This is a genomic window from Rummeliibacillus suwonensis, assembly GCF_007896435.1.
GTDB classification, from domain to species: domain Bacteria; phylum Bacillota; class Bacilli; order Bacillales_A; family Planococcaceae; genus Rummeliibacillus; species Rummeliibacillus suwonensis.
Genome location: NZ_VCBL01000001.1, coordinates 2,407,779 through 2,431,326, shown reverse-complemented (window position 1 = coordinate 2,431,326; position 23,548 = coordinate 2,407,779). Strand labels below are relative to the sequence as shown.

Genomic DNA, 23,548 nt, shown 5'->3' with positions numbered 1-23,548 from the left:
AAATATTGTGAGATTACTGTATAAATTACAGTTCATTTGACATATTTACAAGTATACCTATATCCTCTTGGGCCCTTAGCTCAAGAGTTTTTTTTTAGCCGAGAAAGGAGGAATCATTAGTGACTAAAAAGGCCGAACTTCTAGAACAAGCAGCCATGGATAGAGCGTTAACAAGAATCGCACATGAGATTATCGAACGCAACGAAGGGATCGATGAATGTATCCTTGTGGGGATTAAAACAAGGGGAGCATTTCTTGCAAAACGCTTAGCGCAAAAGATTAACACAATTGAAAAGAAAGAAATCCGATCAGGAGAACTGGATATTTCTCTTTACCGAGATGATTTATCAGTTAAAACTTCCAATGGAGAAGCGCTTGTACAACAAGTCGACATTACGTACGATGTGACAAATCAAAAAGTGATTTTAGTTGATGATGTACTTTATACGGGTAGAACAGTACGCGCAGCAATGGATGCTGTGATGGATATCGGTAGACCTTCTCAAATTCAGCTTGCTGTATTAGTAGATCGTGGTCATCGCGAATTACCCATACGAGCAGACTTTGTAGGAAAGAATATTCCAACTGCTCGGCAGGAGCGAATTGTGGTAAGTATGGTAGAAGTTGATGGGCAAGATTTAGTAACAATATATGAATAAATCAATTTCATAAATCATTTTCTTTTTAAAAAATACGAACATTTAAGAATAACTAATTTTGATAGTTGTGGAGCGGAAGACGGCGACTCCTACGGGAAAAGCTTGAGCTGAAAGCCCCGCAGGAACGTAGTGACGAGGAGATTGAAGCCAAGCCCGTGGAAAGCGCCGTCTGGAGCGGAATAAAAACTTCTGAATATTAATGTTCATGTTGATTCGAAATGTTCGTGTTTTTCATCTAAATTTTGCATTATGAAATTGATTCGAATAAATAACAGATAACAGTTTTATATACGGAGGAAATAAAGATATGTCAAACGTTGTTTTAGATATCAACGACAAGCCTAAAACGGGGCAATTGATTACATTAAGTTTGCAACATATGTTTGCCATGTTTGGTTCAACCATTCTTGTACCAACATTGACAAATCTATCACCTGCAATCGCATTATTAACGAGTGGTATTGCCACACTCATTTTTATACTCATAACACGCTTTGAAGTACCAGCTTACTTGGGTTCCTCATTTGCCTTCATCGCACCGATCTTGGTTGCTTCTGAAGCATCAGGTCCTGGAGGTGCAATGCTTGGCGCAATGCTAGTGGGTTTAGTATATGGCATTGTGTCCTTAGTTATTTGGAAGACAGGATATAAATGGATTATGCGAATCTTACCACCAATTGTGGTAGCGCCAGTTATCATGGTTATTGGTTTAGGACTAGCGGTTACAGCAGTGAATATGGCAATGTATGAAACAACGAAAAATGGTGAACAAATTTACCATGCATCATATTTTATCGTGGCGTTATTAACATTAGCTATTGCTATCATCTGCAATAACTTCTTTAAAGGTGTAGTTAGCACGATGCCAATTTTAATAGGAATGATTGGCGGATATATTATTTCCTTGATCTCGGATGCAATGTTCGGCACTAGTTTTATCAATCTGCAAACAGTGAAAGATGCCAGTTGGTTCCAATTACCTGATTTCTTGATACCAGGGATTGATTATAAAGTGAATATGACATCGAAAATCTTTTTTGCAATGGTACCCATTGTCATTGTCACAATTTCTGAACATATCGGTCACCAATTAGTACTTGGTAAAGTTGTACACCGCAACTTCATCAAATCGCCAGGACTCAATCGTTCACTCTTAGGTGATGGTCTTGGAACATTAGTGTCATCCTTAATTGGTGGCCCACCTAAAACTACTTATGGTGAAAATATTGGGGTACTTGTACTCACACGCGTTTTTAGTGTATGGGTAATCGCTGGAGCAGCAGTATGTGCGATTCTTTTAGCCTTTTCAGGTAAACTTATGGCACTTGTTGCTTCGATTCCATCACCAGTACTTGGTGGCGTATCTATCCTGTTGTTTGGTATTATTGCTTCAAGTGGTCTACGTATGTTAGTAGAAAACAAAATTGACTTTGATCACAATCGTAACTTAGTCATCGCGTCTGTTATTTTAATCTTGGGAATTGGCGGCGGTAAGCTAGTATTCTCAGATACCTTCTCAGTGGAAGGTATGGCTCTTGCAGCAATCGTAGGGGTTATATTGAATATCGTTTTACCTGGTACAGCTCAACCAGACTTAGAATTGCTTGCAGATGAACAGGACGAACAACAAAAGCAAAAGAAAAATTAAATAAGATTTACCTTTTAATAGCTGCCCAGAGAGGCACAGAAGGGTGATTCGATACGGTAAGCGGATGATTATGTATAGTCATATAAGCTTATCATGTCATATCCTTCCTCCGCCTCCTTGATCCTCAAGGAGGCTATTTATTTGAAAGCTCCATCAGGCTCAATCAAGCTGAGTAAAGTAAACAAATTAGGAGGCACATGATGAAAAATTTACTGTCAATGGAAAATGTATCTAACGAAGAAATCGAAGAAATTTTAAAACGCGCTGCGGAGTTTGAAGCAGGAGCAAAACCACAACTAGACCGAGAATACTTGGTGGCAAATTTATTCTTCGAGCCAAGTACAAGAACCAAAACGAGCTTTGAAACAGCTGAGCGCCGAGTAGGGGCAACAGTGATTCCTTTTGAAGCAGGATTTTCAAGTACGCTTAAAGGTGAAACATTGTACGATACAGTGAAAACGTTAGAATCGATCGGTTTGGACGCAGTAGTTATTCGTCATAAAAAGGATGCTTATTATGAAGAATTATTAGAGGGTATCAATGTATCAGTGATCAACGCAGGAGATGGAGCTGGACAGCATCCTTCTCAATCTATGCTGGATTTATATACAATTTTCAAAGAGTTCGGGAAATTTGAAGGATTAAATGTTACAATCGCTGGGGATGTATCCCATAGCCGAGTAGCAAAATCAGATATCATAGCACTTCAACGATTAGGAGCCAATGTGAATATTGTCTGTCCACCACAGTGGCAAGGTGAATATGATGCTCACTATGATTGGGATGATCTAATTGAAACAAGTGATGTCATTATGCTTCTACGTGTACAGCACGAGCGGGATGCTGCATTTGAAGGATATTCCAATGAAAGCTATCATGAAAGATACGGCTTGACGAAAGAAAGAGAAAAACGTATGAAAGATGGAGCGATCATCATGCACCCAGCACCTGTCAATCGTGGCGTAGAGATAGACTCATCACTTGTTGAATGTGATCGTTCTCGTATATTCAAGCAAGTACAAAACGGTGTTTTTGTAAGAATGGCAATTGTTGAAAATATCTTGAAGGGAAGAAGCTAAGACATGACAAAACTGATCAAAAACGTACAGATGATAAATGACTCAGGGATTTTAACAGCAACAGAAATTTTAATTGAGAATGGTAAAATTGCAGCAATCGGTGAGCACATTGAAAATACTGTAGATGAAGTAATCGATGGAAAAGGTCATGTTGTAGCACCTGGATTTGTTGATGTACACGTCCATTTACGTGAACCAGGATTTGAACATAAAGAAACCATCGCTACGGGTTCTCAATCTGCTGCAAAGGGTGGGTTCACAACGATTTGTGCGATGCCAAATACAAAGCCAGTACCAGATTCAATAGAACATTTAGATATGATTAACGGTTTGATCAAGAAAAGTGCAGTTGTACGGGTATTGCCATATGGCTCTCTTACCGTTGCGCAATCAGGTGATGAACGAACAAATCTAAAAGCATTAAAAGAACATGGCGCAGTTGCTTTTTCAGATGATGGTGTCGGTGTGCAAGAAGCCGCAACCATGTACGAACAAATGAAAGATGCAGCGGCAATCGATATGGCAGTAGTTGCGCATTGTGAAGATAATTCCTTAATATATGGTGGGGTTATGCATGAAGGAAAGCGCAATAAAGAACTAGGACTGCCAGGGATTCCTTCTATTTGTGAATCTGTTCAAATTGCACGTGATGTCCTATTGGCAGAAGCGGCAGGCGCACATTACCATGTCTGTCATGTTTCAACGAAAGAATCTGTGCGAGTTGTACGTGATGCAAAAGCAGCGGGCATCCATGTCACTGCCGAAGTTTGTCCACACCATTTGTTATTAGAAGAAATGGATATTCCATCAGATGACGCAAATTGGAAGATGAATCCCCCGCTACGGGCAAATGAAGATTGGCAAGCATTACATGAAGGCTTACTAGATGGCACAATCGATTGTATCGCTACAGATCATGCGCCACATACAAAAGAAGAAAAATGTTGCGGAATGGTAGGAGCTCCGTTTGGAATTGTTGGATTTGAAACTGCTTTTCCACTTTTATATACACAATTTGTTGAAACGGGAAAATGGACTTTAAAACAACTGATTGATTGGATGACTGTAAAACCAGCAAAACTATTCAATTTACCATATGGCAAAATAGAAGTAGGTGCTTCAGCAGATTTGATTTTATTGGATTTGGAAAAAGAAAAGATCGTAGATGCAGAAAAATTTGCTTCCAAGGGTAGGAATACACCGTTTAATGGTTGGAAAGCTAAGGGATGGCCGATATTAACTATTTTTGAAGGCAATATTGTTTGGGAGGATGCACAATGACAATTAGAAAACTTATCTTAGAAACAGGTGAAGTATTCGAAGGACAGGCTTTTGGTAGCGATAAAGGATCAGAAGGTGAAGTTGTATTTACTACAGGTATGACAGGATATCAAGAAACACTTTCTGACCCATCATTCTGCGGGCAAATTGTTACTATGACTTATCCTTTAATTGGAAATTACGGCGTTAACCGTGACGACTTTGAAACGATCTCACCTGCGATTAAAGGTTTCGTCATTCATGAATTAGCAAAAGCACCATCCAATTTCCGTAGTGAAGGTACATTAGATGATTATTTTAAAGAGAAGGATATTCCAGGGATTGAGGGAGTAGATACAAGAAAACTAACTCGTCTCATTCGCAACGAGGGTGCTGTAAAAGGATATCTTTCAGCAGCAGGCGAAGAAGTGAATGTAGAGGAAGTAGTAAGTCGTCTTCGTCACACAACATTCCCAACAAACCAAGTCGCTCAAGTTTCAACTAAAAGCGCTTATCCATCTCCAGGACGTGGAAATCGTGTTGTGTTGATAGACTTTGGGATGAAACATGGCATTCTGCGAGAGTTAAATAAACGTGACTGTGATGTCATTGTTGTACCTTACAATACAACAGCAAAAGAGATTCTTGCCTATCATCCAGATGGCATTATGTTATCAAATGGACCAGGCAACCCACGGGATGTGCCTGAAGCGATTGAAACCATAAAAGAACTAGTTGGTAAAGTGCCAATCTTCGGTATTTGTTTAGGCCAACAACTTTTTGGATTAGCATGTGGGGCAAAAACTTTCAAACTAAAATTTGGTCATCGTGGTGCAAACCATCCCGTAAAAGATCTACGCACAGGTCGTACAGAATTAACTTCGCAAAACCACGGCTATGCGATTGATAGTGATTCTTTAGAGGGAACAGATTTAGAAGTAACACATGTAGCCTTAAATGATGGAACTTGTGAAGGATTGCGTCATAAAAAGTATCCGATATTTACAGTACAATATCATCCAGAAGCTTCACCAGGGCCTGAAGATCCAAACCACTTATTCGATGAATTTATGGAGTTAATGAATAACAATGGTAGAGAGGAGCAAAAACAACATGCCTAAACGTCAAGATATTCAATCTATTTTAGTAATTGGTTCCGGTCCAATTGTTATTGGTCAAGCTGCAGAATTTGACTATGCAGGTACGCAAGCCTGTTTATCTCTTAAAGAGGAAGGATACCGAGTTATTTTGATCAACTCCAATCCTGCAACGATCATGACAGACACTCAAATTGCGGATGCGGTTTATATTGAGCCGATCTCACTTGAATTCGTATCACGAATTTTAAGAAAGGAACGCCCTGATGCTATTTTGCCTACACTAGGTGGTCAAACTGGTTTGAACATGGCAATCGAGCTTCATAATTCAGGTATTTTAGATGAATTGGGCATTGAAATTCTAGGGACAAAATTAGATGCGATCAATCAAGCAGAAGATCGCGATCTATTCCGTAATCTCATGTATGAATTAGGTGTACCAACTCCGGAGTCAGATATTGTTCACAACTTAGAGGAAGCGGAAGCTTTTGTTGAGAAAATTGGTTATCCGGTGATTGTGCGTCCTGCCTTTACTCTTGGGGGTACAGGTGGAGGTATTTGCTATAACGAACAAGACCTCCATGAGATTGTAACTTCCGGTTTAAAATATTCTCCTGTAACGCAATGCTTACTGGAAAAATCAATCGCTGGCTATAAAGAAATTGAATACGAAGTTATGCGTGATTCAAAAGATAATGCCATTGTCGTATGTAATATGGAAAATGTTGACCCAGTCGGTATTCATACAGGTGACTCGATCGTAGTTGCTCCTTCTCAAACATTATCAGACCGCGAATATCATATGTTGCGAAATGTTTCCCTAAAAATTATCCGTGCTTTAGGCATCGAGGGTGGATGTAACGTACAGCTAGCACTTGATCCCAACAGCTTCAATTACTATATTATCGAAGTAAATCCACGTGTATCACGTTCATCAGCACTTGCTTCAAAAGCAACAGGTTATCCAATCGCCAAACTAGCAGCTAAAATCGCTATCGGTTTGACATTAGACGAAATGATCAATCCTGTAACAGGGAAGACTTACGCTTGCTTTGAACCAGCACTAGACTATATTGTAGCGAAAATTCCACGTTGGCCTTTTGATAAATTTGAAACAGCTAAACGTAACTTAGGAACGCAAATGAAAGCTACAGGTGAAGTAATGGCAATTGGTCGCAACTTTGAAGAGGCCATCTTAAAAGCTGTACGTTCTCTGGAAACAGGTCATAAACATATCGAGATGAAACATGCAGAAGATTTAACAGATGAATGGATTAAAAAACGTGTTAGAAAAGCGGGCGATGAACGTCTATTCTTCCTTGCAGAAGCATTGCGCCGTGGTGTAACAGTAGAAACCATCCATGAATGGAGTCAAATCGATTTATTCTTCCTAGATAAATTTAAAAATATCGTTGACTATGAAACCGTATTAAAGGAACATCCGAATGATCCAGAAACCTGTCGTAAAGCCAAGAAATTAGGTTTTGCAGATGAAACAATCGCCAAACTTTGGCATACAACAGCTGACAAAATATATGATTTTCGTAAGGAACAAGGTATCATCCCAGTTTACAAAATGGTTGATACATGTGCAGCGGAATTTGAATCAGAAACACCATACTTCTATGGCACATACGAAGAGGAAAATGAATCAATTCGCTCCAATCGTGAGTCTGTCATTGTTTTAGGATCTGGTCCAATCCGTATAGGACAAGGTGTTGAATTTGACTATGCAACCGTACATTCAGTTTGGGCCATTCAAGAGGCTGGATACGAAGCGATCATTATCAACTCAAACCCTGAAACAGTGTCAACGGACTTTTCAATTTCGGATAAATTATACTTTGAACCACTTACGATAGAAGATGTTATGCATATTATCGACTTAGAACAACCAAAAGGTGTGGTTGTCCAATTTGGTGGTCAAACAGCGATCAATCTTGCTGATAAATTAGAAGCTCGCGGTGTGAAAATTTTAGGTACATCACTTGATTCTATCGACCGTGCAGAGTCACGTGATCGTTTTGAAGAAGCACTACATGAGTTAAATATTCCACAACCATTGGGAAAAACAGCAACAAATACACCTGAAGCAATCGCCATTGCCGAAGAAATCGGATATCCAGTGCTAGTTCGCCCTTCATATGTATTGGGTGGACGTGCAATGGAAATCGTCTACACTACAGCTGAATTGAACCATTATATGGAAAATGCAGTGGAAGCATCTCCAGAACACCCTGTACTGATCGACCGTTACTTAACAGGTAAGGAAATTGAAGTAGATGCGATTTGTGATGGTGAAAATGTTCTAATTCCAGGTATTATGGAACATATCGAACGTGCGGGGGTACATTCTGGTGATTCGATTGCTGTTTATCCTACACAAAACTTGTCACAACAACATATTGATACATTAGTGGATTACACAACGCGACTAGCAAAAGGATTAGGCATCATAGGTCTGATGAATATCCAATATGTTATTTCTCGAGATGTCGTCTATGTAATCGAGGTAAATCCACGTGCATCACGTACAGTGCCATTCTTAAGTAAGATTACCAATATTCCAATGGCAAATGTTGCAACGAAGGCTATTCTTGGCCAATCCATTCCACAGCAAGGCTATCCAACAGGACTTGCTCCCGTGAAAGATGGCGTATTTGTCAAAGTACCAGTATTCAGCTTTGCAAAACTTCGCCGTGTTGATACAACATTAGGACCTGAAATGAAGTCTACAGGTGAAGTAATGGGGAAAGATAGCACACTTGAAAAAGCATTGTATAAAGGCTTTGTTGCAGCAGGCATGAAGATTAAAGATCATGGTGCCGTATTAATGACAGTAGCAGATAAAGACAAAGAAGAAGCCATCGCACTTGCTAAACGATTTGTCGAAATTGGTTACTCTATTCTAGCAACACCAGGTACTGCAGAATCATTAAAACAAGCAGGTATTAAATCAACAACTGTAGGTAAAATCGGTTCAAACGGTCCTACATTACTGGATGTTATCCAAAATGGAAATGCACAATTAGTGATTAATACATTGACAAAAGGCAAACAACCAGCACGAGATGGTTTTAGAATTCGTCGTGAATCTGTGGAAAATGGTGTACCTTGTCTTACTTCACTCGATACAGCAGAAGCCATCTTACGTGTCATCGAATCCATGACCTTTACAGCAACTGCGATGCCGAAAGCAAAGTTGGAGGTACATGCATGATTCAACAAGAAAAGATGAAAGTTGTTCGTCAAAAACAAATAGCCGATGGTATTTTTGAGCTGACTTTAATTGGTCAGCTCACCCTTCAAATGAAGCAACCTGGTCAATTTGTTCACATTCGTGTATCAGATAGTTTGGAACCATTACTTAGAAGACCTATTAGCATTTGCTCGATAGATTCAGAACATATGGAATTTAAAATGCTTTATCGTGCAGGAGGACGTGGAACAAAAATCCTTTCACAAAAACAACCAGGCGATGAAGTGGATATATTAGGCCCTTTAGGAAATGGTTTTCCTGTAGAAGAAACAGAGAGTGGAGAAACAGCTTTATTAGTTGGTGGGGGCATTGGTGTGCCACCATTGTATGAACTGTCCAAGCAACTCAATGCGAAAGGTGTTCATACCATTCATGTATTAGGCTTTCAATCGATTCATAACGTTTTCTATGAGAAACAATTTAGCGAACTTGGCGAAACCTACATTGTGACAGCCGATGGTAGCTATGGTTCAAAAGGCTTTGTAACAGATTTATTAGCACAATTAAATCCAACATTTGATGTTTTTTATAGTTGTGGTCCTTTACCGATGTTAAAAGCATTAGAGCAAACATATCCGGATAAAAAGGGATTCTTATCTTTTGAAGAAAGAATGGGCTGCGGCATTGGTGCTTGTTATGCATGTGTATGCCAAACAACTGATATCGTTGCGCAAGATTATTTAAAAATCTGTTCGGATGGCCCAGTCTTCCCAAGAGGAGTGGTTGCACTATGAATCGATTACAAGTAGAGTTACCAGGGTTAACATTGAAAAACCCTATTATTCCTGCATCTGGTTGTTTTGGCTTTGGACAAGAATTTGCAAAGCTATATGATTTATCGAAACTAGGTGCCATTATGATCAAGGCGACTACTTTGGAAACACGGAGAGGAAATCCTACTCCTCGGGTGGCAGAAACAGCTGCTGGTATGTTAAATGCAATTGGCTTACAAAATCCGGGTTTAGCACATGTGATGGAATATGAATTGCCATGGTTAGAGCAATATGATGTGCCCATTATTGCAAATGTTGCTGGTACGGAGACGGCTGATTATGTAGCTGTAGCTGAAAAAATTTCAACAGCTCCAAATGTGAAAGCTTTAGAATTGAATATCTCCTGCCCAAATGTAAAAAGTGGGGGTATTCAATTTGGTACAGATGCTAATACCGCAAGTGGTCTAACAGCTGCTGTCAAAGAAGTATCAAAAGTTCCTGTCTATGTTAAATTATCTCCAAATGTTACAAATATCGTCGAAATTGCAAAGGCAGTTGAAGCCGGTGGTGCTGATGGTATTACGATGATTAATACATTAATCGGCATGAGGCTTCATCCAAAAACAGGAAAGCCAATCATTGCTAATGGAACAGGTGGTTTATCTGGTCCTGCTGTTAAGCCGATTGCTATCCGAATGATTTACGATGTTCGTCAACAGGTGAAGATTCCGATTATTGGTATGGGCGGTATAACAAATGCTGAGGATGTCATCGATTTCCTATCGGTAGGTGCTAGTGCTGTCGCAGTCGGTACTGCAAACTTTGTCGATCCTTTTGTATGTCCGAATATCATCGATGAGCTACCACAAAAATTAGATGAACTAGCATGTGAGAAAATAACGGATCTTATTGGAAGGAGCCATCGATAAATGTCAAATAAGCCGATCATTGCTTTAGATTTTCCATCAGAAGAGAAAGTCTTTCAATTTCTTTCCCATTTTCAAGAATCTTTATTTGTAAAAGTAGGCTTAGAACTTTATTTGCAAGAGGGCCCTTCCATTATTAAAAAGATAAAAGAACAAGGTCATGAAGTTTTTCTTGATCTAAAACTTCATGATATACCAAACACTGTTAAATCCGCTATGAGGGGCTTAGCGAAACTGGGAGTCGATATTGTCAATGTTCATGCTGCAGGAGGAAGTACAATGATGAAAGCAGCACTTGAAGGTTTGCAAGAAGGTACACCAGCCGGCAAAAAACGTCCAGCATTGATTGCTGTAACGCAATTAACTTCTACTAGTGAAGAACAAATGCAACAAGAACAAAAAATTTCAACGACACTAGAAGAATCTGTTCTAAATTATGCCAAGCTAGCAAAAGTTTCAGGACTTGATGGAGTCGTTTGTTCTGTGTTAGAAGCGAAAGCAATCGAAAAAGTATGTGGCAAAGAATTTTTAAAGGTGACGCCTGGGATTCGTTTATCAGGTGGCGCACTGCATGATCAAAAACGTGTTGCAACACCTACATTTGCAAAAGAAAATGGATCTACACATATAGTAGTAGGACGCGCAATCACACAAGCTGATGATGTTGTAAAAGCCTATCATACAGTACAAGCATTATGGGGAGGACAATAATAGATGACCATTCAAAAAGAAGTAGCAAAAGGTATGTTAGAAGTAGGTGCAGTAGAGTTAAACCCAAATGAACTTTTTACATGGGCGTCTGGTATTCAATCACCTATCTATTGTGATACTCGACTAACGATCTCTTATCCGAAAGTTCGCAAAATTATTGCGAATGGTCTTGCTGAATTGATCAAAGAAAACTTTCCAAAAACAGAAGTAGTTGCCGGAACTGCCACAGCAGGTATTCCACACGCTGCTTGGGTAAGCGACATTTTGGATTTACCAATGGTGTATGTACGTTCAAAACCAAAAGATCATGGTCGAGGCAATCAAACAGAAGGAAAGCTTCAACAAGGTCAAAAAGTAGTCGTTGTTGAAGATATCATTTCTACAGGCGGTTCAAGTATTACAGCTGTTGAAGCGCTTCGTCGTGAAGGAGCAGAAGTGTTAGGAGTCGTATCCGTGTATTCTTACATGTTGCCTCGTGCACAAGAAAACTTTGATCGAGTAGGTGTACCATATAAAAGCCTATCCAACTTTGAAGCGCTTGTAGAAGTGGCCAAAGAAACAGGGATGATTAAAGAAGACGATATTCCAGGATTACTTCAATGGCATGCAGATTTGAAGGCTGGAAAACTATAAGTGAATCTGTTTTAAAATGGATGATCATTCTTAGGAGTAAAGAAAGCACCTATTTAGAACGAAAATGAATTAATAAAATACAATTCAGATCGATACATTGATACTGAATTGTATTTTTTTATTGTTTTTCGGGCAGCCTCCTGTCATAGAGGTTTAAGTTAAATGTATGAGAAGCAGTAGCAAAATATAAATTATACAAATAATGAGCTGATCACCAATAACGATTAAAAATGCATACGTAAAAAAGAAAATTTGCGCATAAACCATGCCCGCTTTAAGTGACAAAGGGGGATCTCGATAGTCTTATAAAAACCTGATTGGATCAGCTAAAATCTAGTGGGGGGAGAAGAAAACCCGACTGAATGAAGTTTCACTTTATCATCATAAAAGATGTATAATATATGTTCTTTTTATTTGTCATTCCTTTTATTTTGTATTAAAATTAACTAAACCTATTTAATAACTATGAATTTAAAAAGGGGTTTTCTGAATGACCGAAAAATTAGAAGAATTTTTACCACAATATACAATTGATGCGGCGACGAATGTAGAACGTGTTGTGCTAAAAGTTATTGATTTAACAAGGCAAATCGCTTTTTATAAACATGTTGTTGGCTTAACAGTACTTAGTAGAACACAAAATTATGCTTATCTTGGTGTAAAAGAGGATGAAAGAGTGCTCTTAGAGTTACGAAAAACAGCTAAAAAATTGCAACCAGCAAAAAGTACGGGGTTATTTCATATCGCTTTTCTTATGCCAAATAGAGAGGCCTTTGCTACAAAATTCTTTGAAATATTACGAAATAAAAATACGGTAGATAGTCCTTTAGAGCAAGCAACTCGGTTCCCTCATTTTGAACGGATTATTCCTATTGCTAAATTGGATAGTGCAAGTGATCATGGTTATAGTGAAGCATTTTATTTATCTGATATAGAGGGCAATGGTATTGAAATATACGTAGATCGACCTCGAGAGGAATGGCATAAATATCCTAAAGGTAGCAATCCATTAAATTTTAAAGAACTTGCAAAGATTGCAAAATTTGAGACAGATGGTAAATTGCCAATAGGTACAAAAATTGGACATGTACATCTGCGTGTTAATGATTTAGAAAAAACATTGTCATTTTATCATCAAGTATTAGGATTTGAATCGCAGCTTGTATCAAATGATAGGTTCTTTTTATCAGCAGGTGGATATCATCACCATATCGCAGGAAATGCTTGGTCTGGAAGAAACGCTGCACATCCACTAGATATACATAGTGGATTACAAGAGATACATTTCAATCTGCCATCTAAAGAGGCCTACCATAAATTGAAAAACCATGTAAAACAATTAACCCAAATGCAAGATTTAGATCATTATTTTGCCATCATTGATCCAGATGGAAATAGTCTTGTGTTTTCAACAAATCATCAGTAAAAAGGTTACGATATCAATAAAGAGGTTGGGATAAAAGTATTTTAGCTAATAAAAAATCCGAACAATAATGTAAAATTCTATTTAAAATTTCAGATTTGTTCGGATATTGAATCTATTTTATAATGAGGAATTTGTACAAAAAGCATGAACATTTAATATATATTTTTTCGTAACATTCAGTTTTGTGTTCCGTTCCAGACGGCGCTTTCCGCGGGCTTGGCTTCAATCTCCTCGGGTCGACACGACGTTGATCCCGAAGCCGTTGCCACAGGACGTGGCGAACTTAGGCTTTGTTCTTTAAAACGTTCCTGCGGGGCTTTCAGCTCAAGCTTTTCCCGCAGGACTTTGAATAAGCCTCTTTGAACTAACACCGCACGAAGGAAATGCGCATGCATTTTCGAGGAGTCGCCGTCCTCCACTTCACACCATTCTAAATGATGTTCATCATCGAATAATCGTATTTTCTCAAAGAAAGACGCTTTATGAAATTGATTTTATTAAGTTCAATTATTCGGCTTTGGGTAGGGCTAATTTTGTTCTGTCCCAGCCTCTTTATTGTTCTTTGCATGTTGTCTTCCTTGAAATACACTTCAAAGCTATTATCAAGTCATTACAGCAGATAATATTGTCCCTTTGTCATTCAGATAATTTTTACGAACGATAATAATATTTGAATGCATGCATGTTGATTTTACACAAAAATTAGGAGTGTCTGTTTGGTGTAATTTTTGAAAAACCCTGTATTTTTAGGATCGTTTATATAGATTGAAGCGGAGGCTTGCTCGAATCCTCGAAAATGCATGTGCATTTCCTTCGTGCGGTGTGGATACAGGAAGTCAATTCAATGTCCCGCGGGAAAAGCGAATAGATGAGACCCCACAGCGTAGCGATTGAAGGAACGGAGTCTAAGGACACCATGTCCTGTGGCAACGACTCCGTGACCAACATCCTGTTGTCCCCAAGCCCCAGCATTCGCCCGCAGGAAAGCGAGCAAGTCTTTGCTGTAATCAACGAATTATCCTATTTTTATGGATTAAATTGGATAATCAACACGCCTGATCTGAATGGTTACTTTAAGCTAGCAATTTTTGAAAACAAACAAGCGGTCAACTGATCAACTTCATGGCTGTAAAAAGCTGATCGGCATGTTTTTTATGATCTAAAGGAGTGAATAATTTTCTCCAAAGTGGTTTTTGTTTGAAAAAATTCCTCTTTGGTCATATTTGTTTTTTCGAAAACCTTCTCTGAAATACAAGGTAACTCTTTTTGTACTTTTTTCCCTTGTTCTGTTAGTTGAACCATTAAATTACGTTCATCTTTTTTTGAACGTTCTCTTGAAATATACCCTTTAAGCTCTAGTTTCTTTAATAATGGTGTCAAAGTCCCAGAATCTAGAAAGACGCGATTTCCTAATTCTTTTATATTGACTTGCTCATCACAATTAATCGCCAATAAAACGATATATCCAGTATACGTTAGATCATATTCTTTGAGATAGAATGTATATTTCTTAATGATTTCTTTAGAAGATACGTATAACAAGAAGCACAACTGATTATCCAAATAATTTTGCTCTGTCTGCATAGATTATTTCCCTCCCAAACAATAATATCATTATTTTTATAATAATTTATTCTTTTGACTTGTCAATCACAATTAAATTGTATACAATTTAATTGTACAAAATAAAAATGATTAAGAAAGGGTTGGTTAAAATGAAAAAAATGTATTCAACTAAAATGACAAATGTAGGCGGTCGTAGTGGAGAAGTGCATTCTCCAGACAAATCATTCTCTTTGAATATTGTACCACCAGGTAAAAATACTGAAGGCGCAACAAACCCCGAACAATTATTTGCGGCAGGATTTAGTTCATGCTTTAATAGCGCGCTTGATTTAGTCAAAATGCAAAAAGGCATTAAAGGTCAATCCACAATTAGCGCGATTGTATCACTCTATAATAATGGCAAACAGGATTATAGTTTAGGAGTAGAAATAGAAGGCCATATTGAGGGCGTATCACCAGAGGAAACACAAACACTTTTAGAAATTACGCATACGGTCTGTCCGTATTCAAAGGCTACACGAAATAATATTGAAGTTACTGTAAAAGCTGTTTAATCCACTTTTAGATAGTTATTCGACCTAATAGGAAATGAGCATATAGAAAAAATTTGTTAATGAAGAGATAGTAAAAGTAGAAAATATTTTTTAAAATCAGAGGTCTCGAAGTTTTCTGAGAATACTTGAAAAAAGGAGTGATTAACTGCGGTTAATCACTCCTTTAGATTTTAAAACAATGGGAAGGTGTAAATGTTTTTGACTCAAAATTTTATCCCGCGTTAACGGGCAGTAAGACCCCCACCTCAAGGTTTAGAAAAAAACGAGAAAGATAGGTGGGGGGACCTGCCGCATGCGCCCGATTGGTTTGGGCCAACAAGATGTTGGTCTCTCAGGTGTTGCCACAGGACGTGGCGCTTTTAACCTGAGTTCTTCTAGCTCAATGGGAGATGAAGAAAACCCCTATTGATGGAAGCTTCACTTTATCGTTCTTTTTTCAACTGAATGACTAGTTCTTCATCAGGTGTAACATATAGTGTTTTTTGTTCAAAGTAGATGACAAATCCTGGCTTTGCACCACTTGGTTTCTTGACTTGTCGAATTTCTGTATAGTCAACTGGAACGGATGAGGAATCACGGGCTTTGCTAAAGTACGCAGATAGTGTGGCAGCCTCTCGCAATGTTTGTTCATCAGGGTTCGCATCATGAATGACCACGTGTGAGCCGGGAATATCCTTTGTATGCATCCAAATATCTGATTTTCTTGCTAATTTAAATGTTAAATAATCATTTTGTTTATTATTTTTCCCTACTGAAATATGGACACCTGTTGAAGAAACGAATTCCTCAGGTGATGGTTTTGTTGGTTTTTTACGCCGTTTGGCAGTACGCATTTTCATAAAACCCTGTTCCGCCAACTCTTCTCGTATCTCTTCAATATCATGTGGTGCTGCTTGCTGTACTTGTTGTGAAAGCATCTCGAAATAGGTTAAATCCTCATTGGTTTTATCGATTTGTTGTTGTACCATGATGAGTGCATTTTTGGCCTTATTATACTTGGTGTAATAACTTTGGGCATTCTCAATCGGTGTTTTGCGTTCACTTAAAGGAATCTTCACTTTTGCTTCATGATCGTCGTAATAATTGACAACGGTGATTTCTTTTTGTCCCTTTTCAAAATTATAGAGATTGGCCATTAGTAATTCACCAAATAATTGATATTGATCCAACTTTTGCGCGTGATTTAAATCTTTTTGAAGCTTTTTCAGTTTAAGCTTCAATTTACTGATTTCATTTTGTAACCAGCGTTCAAGATCTCCCGCTTGTTGTTTCACTCGGTCACGTTCAGCTCTTGCGAAGAAGACACGGTCAAGTAATGTGCTTAAAGATGGATAGATCGCTGGTTTGCCTTGTAAATGCGTAAGTGCGATAGGAGAAAATTGTGTTTTCCCATTTACTTCTATATAAGTAGGCTGGCTGCCCCCATTCTTAAATTCAGCAATAAAAGAGGGGAATAGAGCTGCCGCAGCTTTTCCAGACTCATCAATGCGATATAAAAATTCATTGGCATGGAGGGATGAAAATCCAGTGAAATGTTGAACAATTTCTTGTGCCGATTTTTCAGTCGCAAAAAATGTTTGTAAATCTTCGTCAGATACAACTGTTGGATTTACTTTGTTTTGTTTAGGAGGCGCTACATAAAGCTGACCGGGCAACACAGTTCGATAGCTGTTCATTGCAGGAGGTAAATGTTTCAAACTATCTACGATTTTTTGCGATTCTTTTTCTACTAGAATGAGATTACTATGTCGTCCCATTATTTCCGCATATAATTCTCTTATGATGGGATCTCCAATTTCGTTTTTACTTGTTATCGTGAATACGATGATGCGATCGCCATCGATTTGTTTGATCGATTCGATAAAGCCTCCTTCGATATGCTTTCGTAACAGCATACAAAACATAGGCGGTTCAGCAGGATTATCGACTGCTTGATCTGTCAGATGTACACGAGCGTAAGATGGATGGATGGATAACAATAATTTATGATTGTTGCCACTTGCTCGGATAGTTAAAATAATTTCTTGTGCATTTGGTTGGTGTACTTTAGCGATACGCCCTGTGACCAATTGCTGCAATTCTTTTGTCATTGCTAGTGTGAATAAGCCATCATATGCCATATGTAAATTCCTCTTTCAAAACGTTTTGTTCTATCTTATCATTTTTTATCTTGCATTAACAGGCAGTAAGCACTCACATCAAGAGGGAGCGGAAATCAGCGAATGTTCTATATTTTCATGGATAAAAATCAAATATTTTCTTTAAACAACAAAAAAATAAGCAGAAAATATAATTTTAGCGTACAATTAAAAGATAAGCAGTCCATGGATATACGCAATAATTTTTTTCTTATGTTATACTTATAGATAGTATGCGAAGAAGGATGTGACTGACCTTGGTACGTAGTATGACAGGATTTGGCAGGGGTGTCACAACAACGGATCAACTGCAGTTAACCGTAGAAATCCGTTCAGTAAATCATCGTTTTTTAGAAATTTCCACACGATTTCCTAAAGAATGGACTGAAGCGGAAGTACTTGCAAAAAAAATACTTTCTACAAAAGTAGCAAGAGGAAAGCTTGATGTATCCGTCTACGTGAAAGAATTAGTGCCATTTGGACAGGTTGTAAAGATCAATTGGCCTCTAGTCAATGCATATAAAGAAGCAAGAGATGAGTTAAGACAACAGATTCCGCTGGATGATAAATGGTCCATGACGGAAATTTTACAACTTGACCAAGCACTCACTTTGGAAATAAAAGAACTTCCCAAAGAAGAGATTTTAAGTGCAGTGAATAAGGCTGTTGAAGAAGCAACAATCGCTCTTATTCAAATGCGAGAAAAAGAAGGCCAAGTATTATTCGAAACAGTTCTAGGCTTTAAAGAGGCCTTAGAAGAGCAAATCGCTGTTATCAAAAACGTTTCTCAAAAAGCTGTAGAGAAATATCGTGAAAAATTAGTAGAACGCATAAACGAAATTAGTCACACAGATCATTTAGAAGAACGCCTTTTAACTGAAGTAGCTATTTTTGCAGAAAAAGCAGATATATCAGAAGAATTGGATCGCTTAGCAAGTCATTTAAAACAATTAGATGAAACATTGCAAGAGGATATATCAATTGGTCGAAAATTAGACTTTTTGATGCAAGAAATGCATCGTGAGATTAATACGATTGGTTCTAAAAATCAGTCAGTTGAAGCAGCTACCGCCGTTGTTCAAGCAAAAGCAATATTAGAAAAAATGCGAGAACAAGTTCAAAATATTGAATAATAGCAATACTTATTGTATGATTAATTTTTTGGAACGATGAGGGAGAGTTAATGAGAAGAGAACGTGGATTATTAATTGTTTTATCTGGTCCTTCCGGTGTTGGAAAAGGTACAGTGCGGAAAGCATTATTTTCACAACCAGATACCAATTATGAATATTCTATTTCCATGACCACACGCGAGCCACGTGAGGGGGAAGTTGATGGTGTAGACTACTTTTTTAAAAGTAGAGAAGACTTTGAAAAGCTTATTGAACAAAGCAAATTACTTGAATATGCCGAGTATGTAGGCAATTATTATGGAACACCTATTGACTATGTAAATGCAACATTGGATGCAGGTCGTGATGTATTCCTTGAAATTGAAGTTCAGGGTGCGACACAAATTCGTGAAAAAGTACCAGATGGTCTATTTATTTTCCTTGCACCACCAAGTCTTTCTGAATTACAACAACGCTTGGTAGGACGTGGGACCGAATCAGAAGACGTTATTGCATCACGTATAGCTGCTGCAAACAAAGAATTGGAAATGATGAATTTGTACGATTATGTCGTGGAAAACGACGAAGTACAATTAGCATGTGAACGTATTAATGCGATTGTTCTTGCTGAACATTGTAAACGTGAACGTGTAGAAAAAAGATATTTAGCTATGTTGAGAGGAGAATAATAGATGCTATATCCATCTGTTGATGTTTTAAAAACTAAAATCGATTCAAAGTATTCACTTGTAAGTCTTGCTGCTAAAAGAGCTCGTGCCATGCAAGAAGGCAGTCCAGAACGTTTATCTTCATATGTTTCTTATAAAAGCGTAGGGAAAGCACTTGAGGAAGTTGCCGCTGGCGTTCTTACAATAGAAGATCAAGATGAAACAAAAGTTTATGAAGATGAAGTTTAACCCTTATTCAATGGGTGTATAAGCATTCACTAATTGAGGTTAAAGCTTCCGGCAGTTTACACAGATTTTTGATGGGAATTAATCAAATTGACTTGACAAAATCTTGCTGTGTTTTGCCGAGGTGCATTGATTAACTAAAACGCTGTAGCTCCTAGAGAAGTTTTTCTTTGGGGGCTTATGTTGTTTCGAGAGGAAGAAAAACATGATTGCAAATAAGAACATTTTACTTTGTGTATCAGGTGGAATCGCAGTTTATAAGGCAGTTGCACTGGTGAGTAAGCTTACGCAAGCAGGTGCGCATGTGAAAGTAATGATGACAGAATCTGCAACCCGTTTTGTTACTCCTTTGAGTTTTCAAGTCATGTCCAAAAACGATGTATACATTGATACTTTTGATGAAAAAGACTCTGGAGCTATAGCTCATATTGAGTTAGCGGATTGGGCCGATCTTGTGATTGTTGCCCCAGCTACAGCTAATATGCTCGGTAAGCTTGCCAATGGGATTGCTGATGATATGGTGACAACAACGTTACTTGCTACCACTGCAAAAGTTTGGGTAGCCCCAGCTATGAATGTTCATATGTATAATCATCCAGCAGTAAAAAGAAATATCGAACGCTTAGCAAAAGATGGCTATGAATTTATAGAGCCTTCGGAAGGTATTTTAGCGTGTGGCTATGTTGGAAAAGGGCGTTTAGAAGAGCCAGGAAAAATAGTTTCTTTAGTGGAACAGTTTTTCAAACCAGAAAATTTACCATTGAAAGGAAAGAAAGTGGTCGTGTCTGCAGGACCAACTAGAGAAAGAATAGATCCCGTTCGTTATTTAACGAACTTTTCCTCTGGAAAAATGGGTTATGCGATGGCAGCTGCGGCACAAAAGCTCGGTGCAGATACAATACTTGTTTCAGGACCAGTAGAAATAACTCCTCCAGCAGGTGTAAAGCTGATTTCTGTAGAGAGTGCTGAAGACATGCTGAAAGCTATTTTAAAAGAATACGATCATGCAAATATCGTCGTAAAAGCGGCAGCAGTAGCGGATTATCGTCCTGAAATCAGTTTGTCCCAAAAAATGAAAAAACAATTTGATCATACAGCTATAGAGCTTGTGAGAACAACTGATATATTACTTACTTTAGGAGAGCTTAAACAACATCAATTATTAATAGGTTTCGCCGCAGAAACGAATGATGTATTAGAATATGCAAAAGGTAAATTAATCAAAAAAAATGCGGATTATATTATCGCAAATGATGTTTCAAAATCAGATCGTGGTTTTGGAGCTGATTCAAACACAGTCACGTTAGTCGGTAAAGAAGGATTTCAACAAAGTTATGAATCTATGCCGAAAGAGAAACTAGCAATTGAATTATTCACAACAATCTTAAAAAGAGAGGGTATGTGGCAATGATTGCACAAATTATTGTCGATGTTTCTGCTTATCCTGTGGACAGACCATTTGATTATTTGGTTCCTCTGGAGCTAGAGGAATTGGTAGAGGTGGGGTGTCGTGTTAAAGTGCCATTCGGTCCAAGAAATGTTCTTGGGTTTATCACAGCGTTAAAAGATGAAACAGATGTACCAGTAGATAAACTTAAAGCAATCGCACAGCTTTTAGATTTAGAACCAGTGTTAACGGAAGAGATGCTTAAACTTGCAAAGTGGATGACTGTGCATACTTTATGCTATGAGATAGATGCATTACAAGTTATGCTACCATCCGCTTTACGTGCAAAATATGAGAAGTCTATCAAACGAACGACTGAACTGTCCAATTTACCTGCGGAATTACAGGCTTTGTTTGGTCAAAAAGAGGTAATTCCGTATAAAAAAGTGGAAGCGGCTGATCTATTAAAGCCGCTTAAATATTGTATGAAGCAAGGTCTTGTTGAGCAAAGAACAATTGTGAAGCAACAAGGGCAAGTGAAAGCAGTTCGCAAAGTAAAAGTGCTAGGTGATGTGCCACAATTACGAGAAATTACGACAACGATCCCTAAACGTGCAAAGAAACAATTGCAAGTGGCTGAATGGATGGTAGAACATGCAGGAGAAGAGTTTATCCCACAAAGACTCTGTGAAACATTGAATATTACACCTGCCGTATTGAATGCAGTCATTGAAAAAGGTGCAGCTAGCTATTTCCAAGAAGAGATCTATCGTAACCCTTTTTCAAAAGATGTACATAAATCTGTAGCGCTTCAATTGACAGATGAGCAAGATGTTGCACTATATCAAATTTTACAATCGATGAAATCAAAGATGGCTACAACTTTCTTATTACATGGTGTAACAGGCAGTGGGAAAACAGAAGTGTATCTACAAGCCATTCAAGAAGCGATCAATCACGGACAAGAGGCTATTGTGCTAGTACCTGAAATTTCGTTGACTCCTCAAATGACAGAGCGATTTCGTGCACGTTTTGGTGATTTAGTAGCAGTGATGCATAGCGGATTATCAAAGGGCGAGAAGTATGATGAATGGAGGAAAATCGGACGTGGGGAAGTAAAGGTCGCTGTTGGGGCTAGATCTGCGATTTTTGCCCCATTTACTAATCTAGGACTGATTATTTTAGATGAAGAACATGAATCCACCTATAAGCAAGAAGATACACCACGATATCATGCAAGAGATGTTGCGATTTGGCGAAGTCAATTCCATCAATGTCCCGTTATCCTAGGAAGTGCTACCCCCTCACTTGAGTCTTTTGCTAGAGCAAAGAAAAATATTTATACTTTACTGACATTATCTCAAAGAGCAAAGAAACAAGCTTTACCTACTGTTCAAGTAGTAGATATGCGTGAAGAGCTTCATAAAGGAAATCGTTCAATGTTTTCGCAATCTTTAGCAGATGCTATGAAAGTAAGACTGGAGAAAAAAGAGCAGATGGTCTTATTTTTGAATCGTCGGGGATATTCATCCTTTGTTTTATGTCGTGATTGCGGAACGGTCGTGCAATGTAAAAACTGCGATATTTCTATGACTTATCATCGTTCAACAGAAACGTTAAAATGCCATTATTGTGGATATGAAGAGCGTGTTCCAACAGAGTGCCCAGAGTGCCATAGTGAGCATATTCGTTTTTTTGGAACAGGTACTCAAAAAATCGAGGCTGAGATTCATAAAGTTTTTCCTGAAGCCAGAGTGTTGCGAATGGATGTTGATACAACAAGACAAAAAGGGGCACATGAACGTATATTAGATGATTTTGGTGCTGGCAAGGCAGATATTTTATTGGGAACTCAGATGATTGCCAAGGGGCTAGATTTTCCAAAAATCACATTAGTCGGGGTATTAAGTGCAGATACATCCTTAAACCTTCCCGATTTCCGTGCAGCTGAACGTACTTTTCAATTATTAACACAAGTAAGTGGTCGTGCAGGTCGTCATGATTTACCAGGTGAAGTGATTATTCAAACATATACGCCTGAGCATTATGCCATCCAATTGTCAAAAGAGCAGCACTATGAACCATTCTATGAGCAAGAAATGGCCATGCGACATAAGTTTGCTTATCCACCCTATTTTTTCGTTGTACTTATACAAATAACACATGAAGATGTTATGATGGCAGCGGAATATGCGGGGAAGGCTATGGATTGGTTAAAACTAAAACTCTCCAAACAAGTTGTACTGATCGGGCCTACTGCTGCTTCCATTAGCCGAGTTCAAAATCGATATCGTTATCAATGTTTGATAAAATATAAAAAAGAGCCGAATCTAATTGAAACATTGCAACAATTGATCCGGTTGTACCGTACGGAATGGGTCAAAAAGGGAGTTCAACTAACTGTTGATTTAGATCCATCGTCTATTTAATACACTTAAGACCCCCTGAATGAAGTTTCACTTTATA

At 38.2% G+C, this 23,548-nt stretch carries 19 protein-coding genes; 17 read left to right on the top strand and 2 right to left on the bottom strand.

Features of this window, described 5'->3' with window-relative positions; genetic code table 11:
* The first annotated feature begins 119 nt into the window (after positions 1 to 119).
* From pyrR to FEU33_RS11070, 11 genes are all read left to right on the top strand, one after another.
* On the top strand, positions 120 to 659 hold the full coding sequence (gene pyrR / locus FEU33_RS11120; RefSeq protein ID WP_146549431.1) for a bifunctional pyr operon transcriptional regulator/uracil phosphoribosyltransferase PyrR: 540 nt from the start codon (positions 120 to 122) through the stop codon (positions 657 to 659).
* Positions 660 to 966: 307 nt separating this feature from the next.
* On the top strand, positions 967 to 2,307 hold the full coding sequence (locus tag FEU33_RS11115; protein ID WP_146549430.1) for a uracil-xanthine permease family protein: 1,341 nt from the start codon (positions 967 to 969) through the stop codon (positions 2,305 to 2,307).
* A gap of 200 nt (positions 2,308 to 2,507) precedes the next feature.
* The gene (locus FEU33_RS11110) at positions 2,508 to 3,386 is read left to right on the top strand and encodes an aspartate carbamoyltransferase catalytic subunit (protein WP_146549429.1); all 879 of its coding nucleotides are present in this window, start codon (positions 2,508 to 2,510) and stop codon (positions 3,384 to 3,386) included.
* Between the two features lie 3 nt (positions 3,387 to 3,389).
* Complete coding sequence (locus FEU33_RS11105) at positions 3,390 to 4,667, top strand: dihydroorotase (RefSeq protein ID WP_146549428.1); 1,278 nt, start codon at positions 3,390 to 3,392, stop codon at positions 4,665 to 4,667.
* Positions 4,664 to 5,767, top strand: a complete 1,104-nt coding sequence (locus FEU33_RS11100) for a carbamoyl phosphate synthase small subunit (protein ID WP_146549427.1) — start codon at positions 4,664 to 4,666, stop codon at positions 5,765 to 5,767. Before FEU33_RS11105 ends, FEU33_RS11100 begins: the two co-directional genes overlap by 4 nt.
* Positions 5,760 to 8,963, top strand: coding sequence for a carbamoyl-phosphate synthase large subunit (gene carB / locus FEU33_RS11095; RefSeq protein ID WP_146549426.1), 3,204 nt, complete (start codon positions 5,760 to 5,762; stop codon positions 8,961 to 8,963). The genes FEU33_RS11100 and carB overlap by 8 nt, the downstream gene beginning before the upstream one ends.
* Positions 8,960 to 9,736: a dihydroorotate dehydrogenase electron transfer subunit gene (locus FEU33_RS11090; protein WP_146549425.1), complete on the top strand. Its 777-nt coding sequence runs from the start codon at positions 8,960 to 8,962 to the stop codon at positions 9,734 to 9,736. Before carB ends, FEU33_RS11090 begins: the two co-directional genes overlap by 4 nt.
* On the top strand, positions 9,733 to 10,644 hold the full coding sequence (locus FEU33_RS11085; RefSeq protein WP_146549424.1) for a dihydroorotate dehydrogenase: 912 nt from the start codon (positions 9,733 to 9,735) through the stop codon (positions 10,642 to 10,644). Before FEU33_RS11090 ends, FEU33_RS11085 begins: the two co-directional genes overlap by 4 nt.
* Positions 10,645 to 11,352, top strand: a complete 708-nt coding sequence (pyrF, locus tag FEU33_RS11080; RefSeq protein ID WP_146549423.1) for an orotidine-5'-phosphate decarboxylase — start codon at positions 10,645 to 10,647, stop codon at positions 11,350 to 11,352.
* Between the two features lie 3 nt (positions 11,353 to 11,355).
* The gene (pyrE, locus tag FEU33_RS11075; RefSeq protein WP_146549422.1) at positions 11,356 to 11,985 is read left to right on the top strand and encodes an orotate phosphoribosyltransferase; all 630 of its coding nucleotides are present in this window, start codon (positions 11,356 to 11,358) and stop codon (positions 11,983 to 11,985) included.
* 490 nt (positions 11,986 to 12,475) lie between these two features.
* Positions 12,476 to 13,411, top strand: coding sequence for a VOC family protein (locus FEU33_RS11070; RefSeq protein ID WP_146549421.1), 936 nt, complete (start codon positions 12,476 to 12,478; stop codon positions 13,409 to 13,411).
* A 1,152-nt stretch (positions 13,412 to 14,563) separates the two neighbouring features.
* Here FEU33_RS11070 and FEU33_RS11065 read toward each other — a convergent pair.
* On the bottom strand, positions 14,564 to 14,995 hold the full coding sequence (locus FEU33_RS11065; RefSeq protein ID WP_146549420.1) for a MarR family winged helix-turn-helix transcriptional regulator: 432 nt from the start codon (positions 14,993 to 14,995) through the stop codon (positions 14,564 to 14,566).
* Positions 14,996 to 15,126: 131 nt separating this feature from the next.
* Between FEU33_RS11065 and FEU33_RS11060 the strand changes: the two genes are divergently transcribed.
* Positions 15,127 to 15,531: an organic hydroperoxide resistance protein gene (locus tag FEU33_RS11060; protein ID WP_146549419.1), complete on the top strand. Its 405-nt coding sequence runs from the start codon at positions 15,127 to 15,129 to the stop codon at positions 15,529 to 15,531.
* 422 nt (positions 15,532 to 15,953) lie between these two features.
* Here the strand turns inward: FEU33_RS11060 and FEU33_RS11055 are convergent, their stop codons facing one another.
* Complete coding sequence (locus FEU33_RS11055) at positions 15,954 to 17,651, bottom strand: Rqc2 family fibronectin-binding protein (RefSeq protein WP_146549418.1); 1,698 nt, start codon at positions 17,649 to 17,651, stop codon at positions 15,954 to 15,956.
* A 275-nt stretch (positions 17,652 to 17,926) separates the two neighbouring features.
* Between FEU33_RS11055 and FEU33_RS11050 the strand changes: the two genes are divergently transcribed.
* From FEU33_RS11050 to priA, 5 genes are all read left to right on the top strand, one after another.
* The gene (locus FEU33_RS11050; RefSeq protein WP_146549417.1) at positions 17,927 to 18,802 is read left to right on the top strand and encodes a YicC/YloC family endoribonuclease; all 876 of its coding nucleotides are present in this window, start codon (positions 17,927 to 17,929) and stop codon (positions 18,800 to 18,802) included.
* A gap of 50 nt (positions 18,803 to 18,852) precedes the next feature.
* Positions 18,853 to 19,470, top strand: a complete 618-nt coding sequence (gmk, locus tag FEU33_RS11045; RefSeq protein WP_146549416.1) for a guanylate kinase — start codon at positions 18,853 to 18,855, stop codon at positions 19,468 to 19,470.
* Between the two features lie 3 nt (positions 19,471 to 19,473).
* On the top strand, positions 19,474 to 19,698 hold the full coding sequence (gene rpoZ, locus FEU33_RS11040; protein ID WP_146549415.1) for a DNA-directed RNA polymerase subunit omega: 225 nt from the start codon (positions 19,474 to 19,476) through the stop codon (positions 19,696 to 19,698).
* A 202-nt stretch (positions 19,699 to 19,900) separates the two neighbouring features.
* Positions 19,901 to 21,106, top strand: a complete 1,206-nt coding sequence (gene coaBC, locus FEU33_RS11035; RefSeq protein WP_146549414.1) for a bifunctional phosphopantothenoylcysteine decarboxylase/phosphopantothenate--cysteine ligase CoaBC — start codon at positions 19,901 to 19,903, stop codon at positions 21,104 to 21,106.
* Positions 21,103 to 23,511, top strand: a complete 2,409-nt coding sequence (gene priA / locus FEU33_RS11030) for a primosomal protein N' (RefSeq protein WP_146549413.1) — start codon at positions 21,103 to 21,105, stop codon at positions 23,509 to 23,511. Before coaBC ends, priA begins: the two co-directional genes overlap by 4 nt.
* Positions 23,512 to 23,548 lie beyond the last annotated feature (37 nt).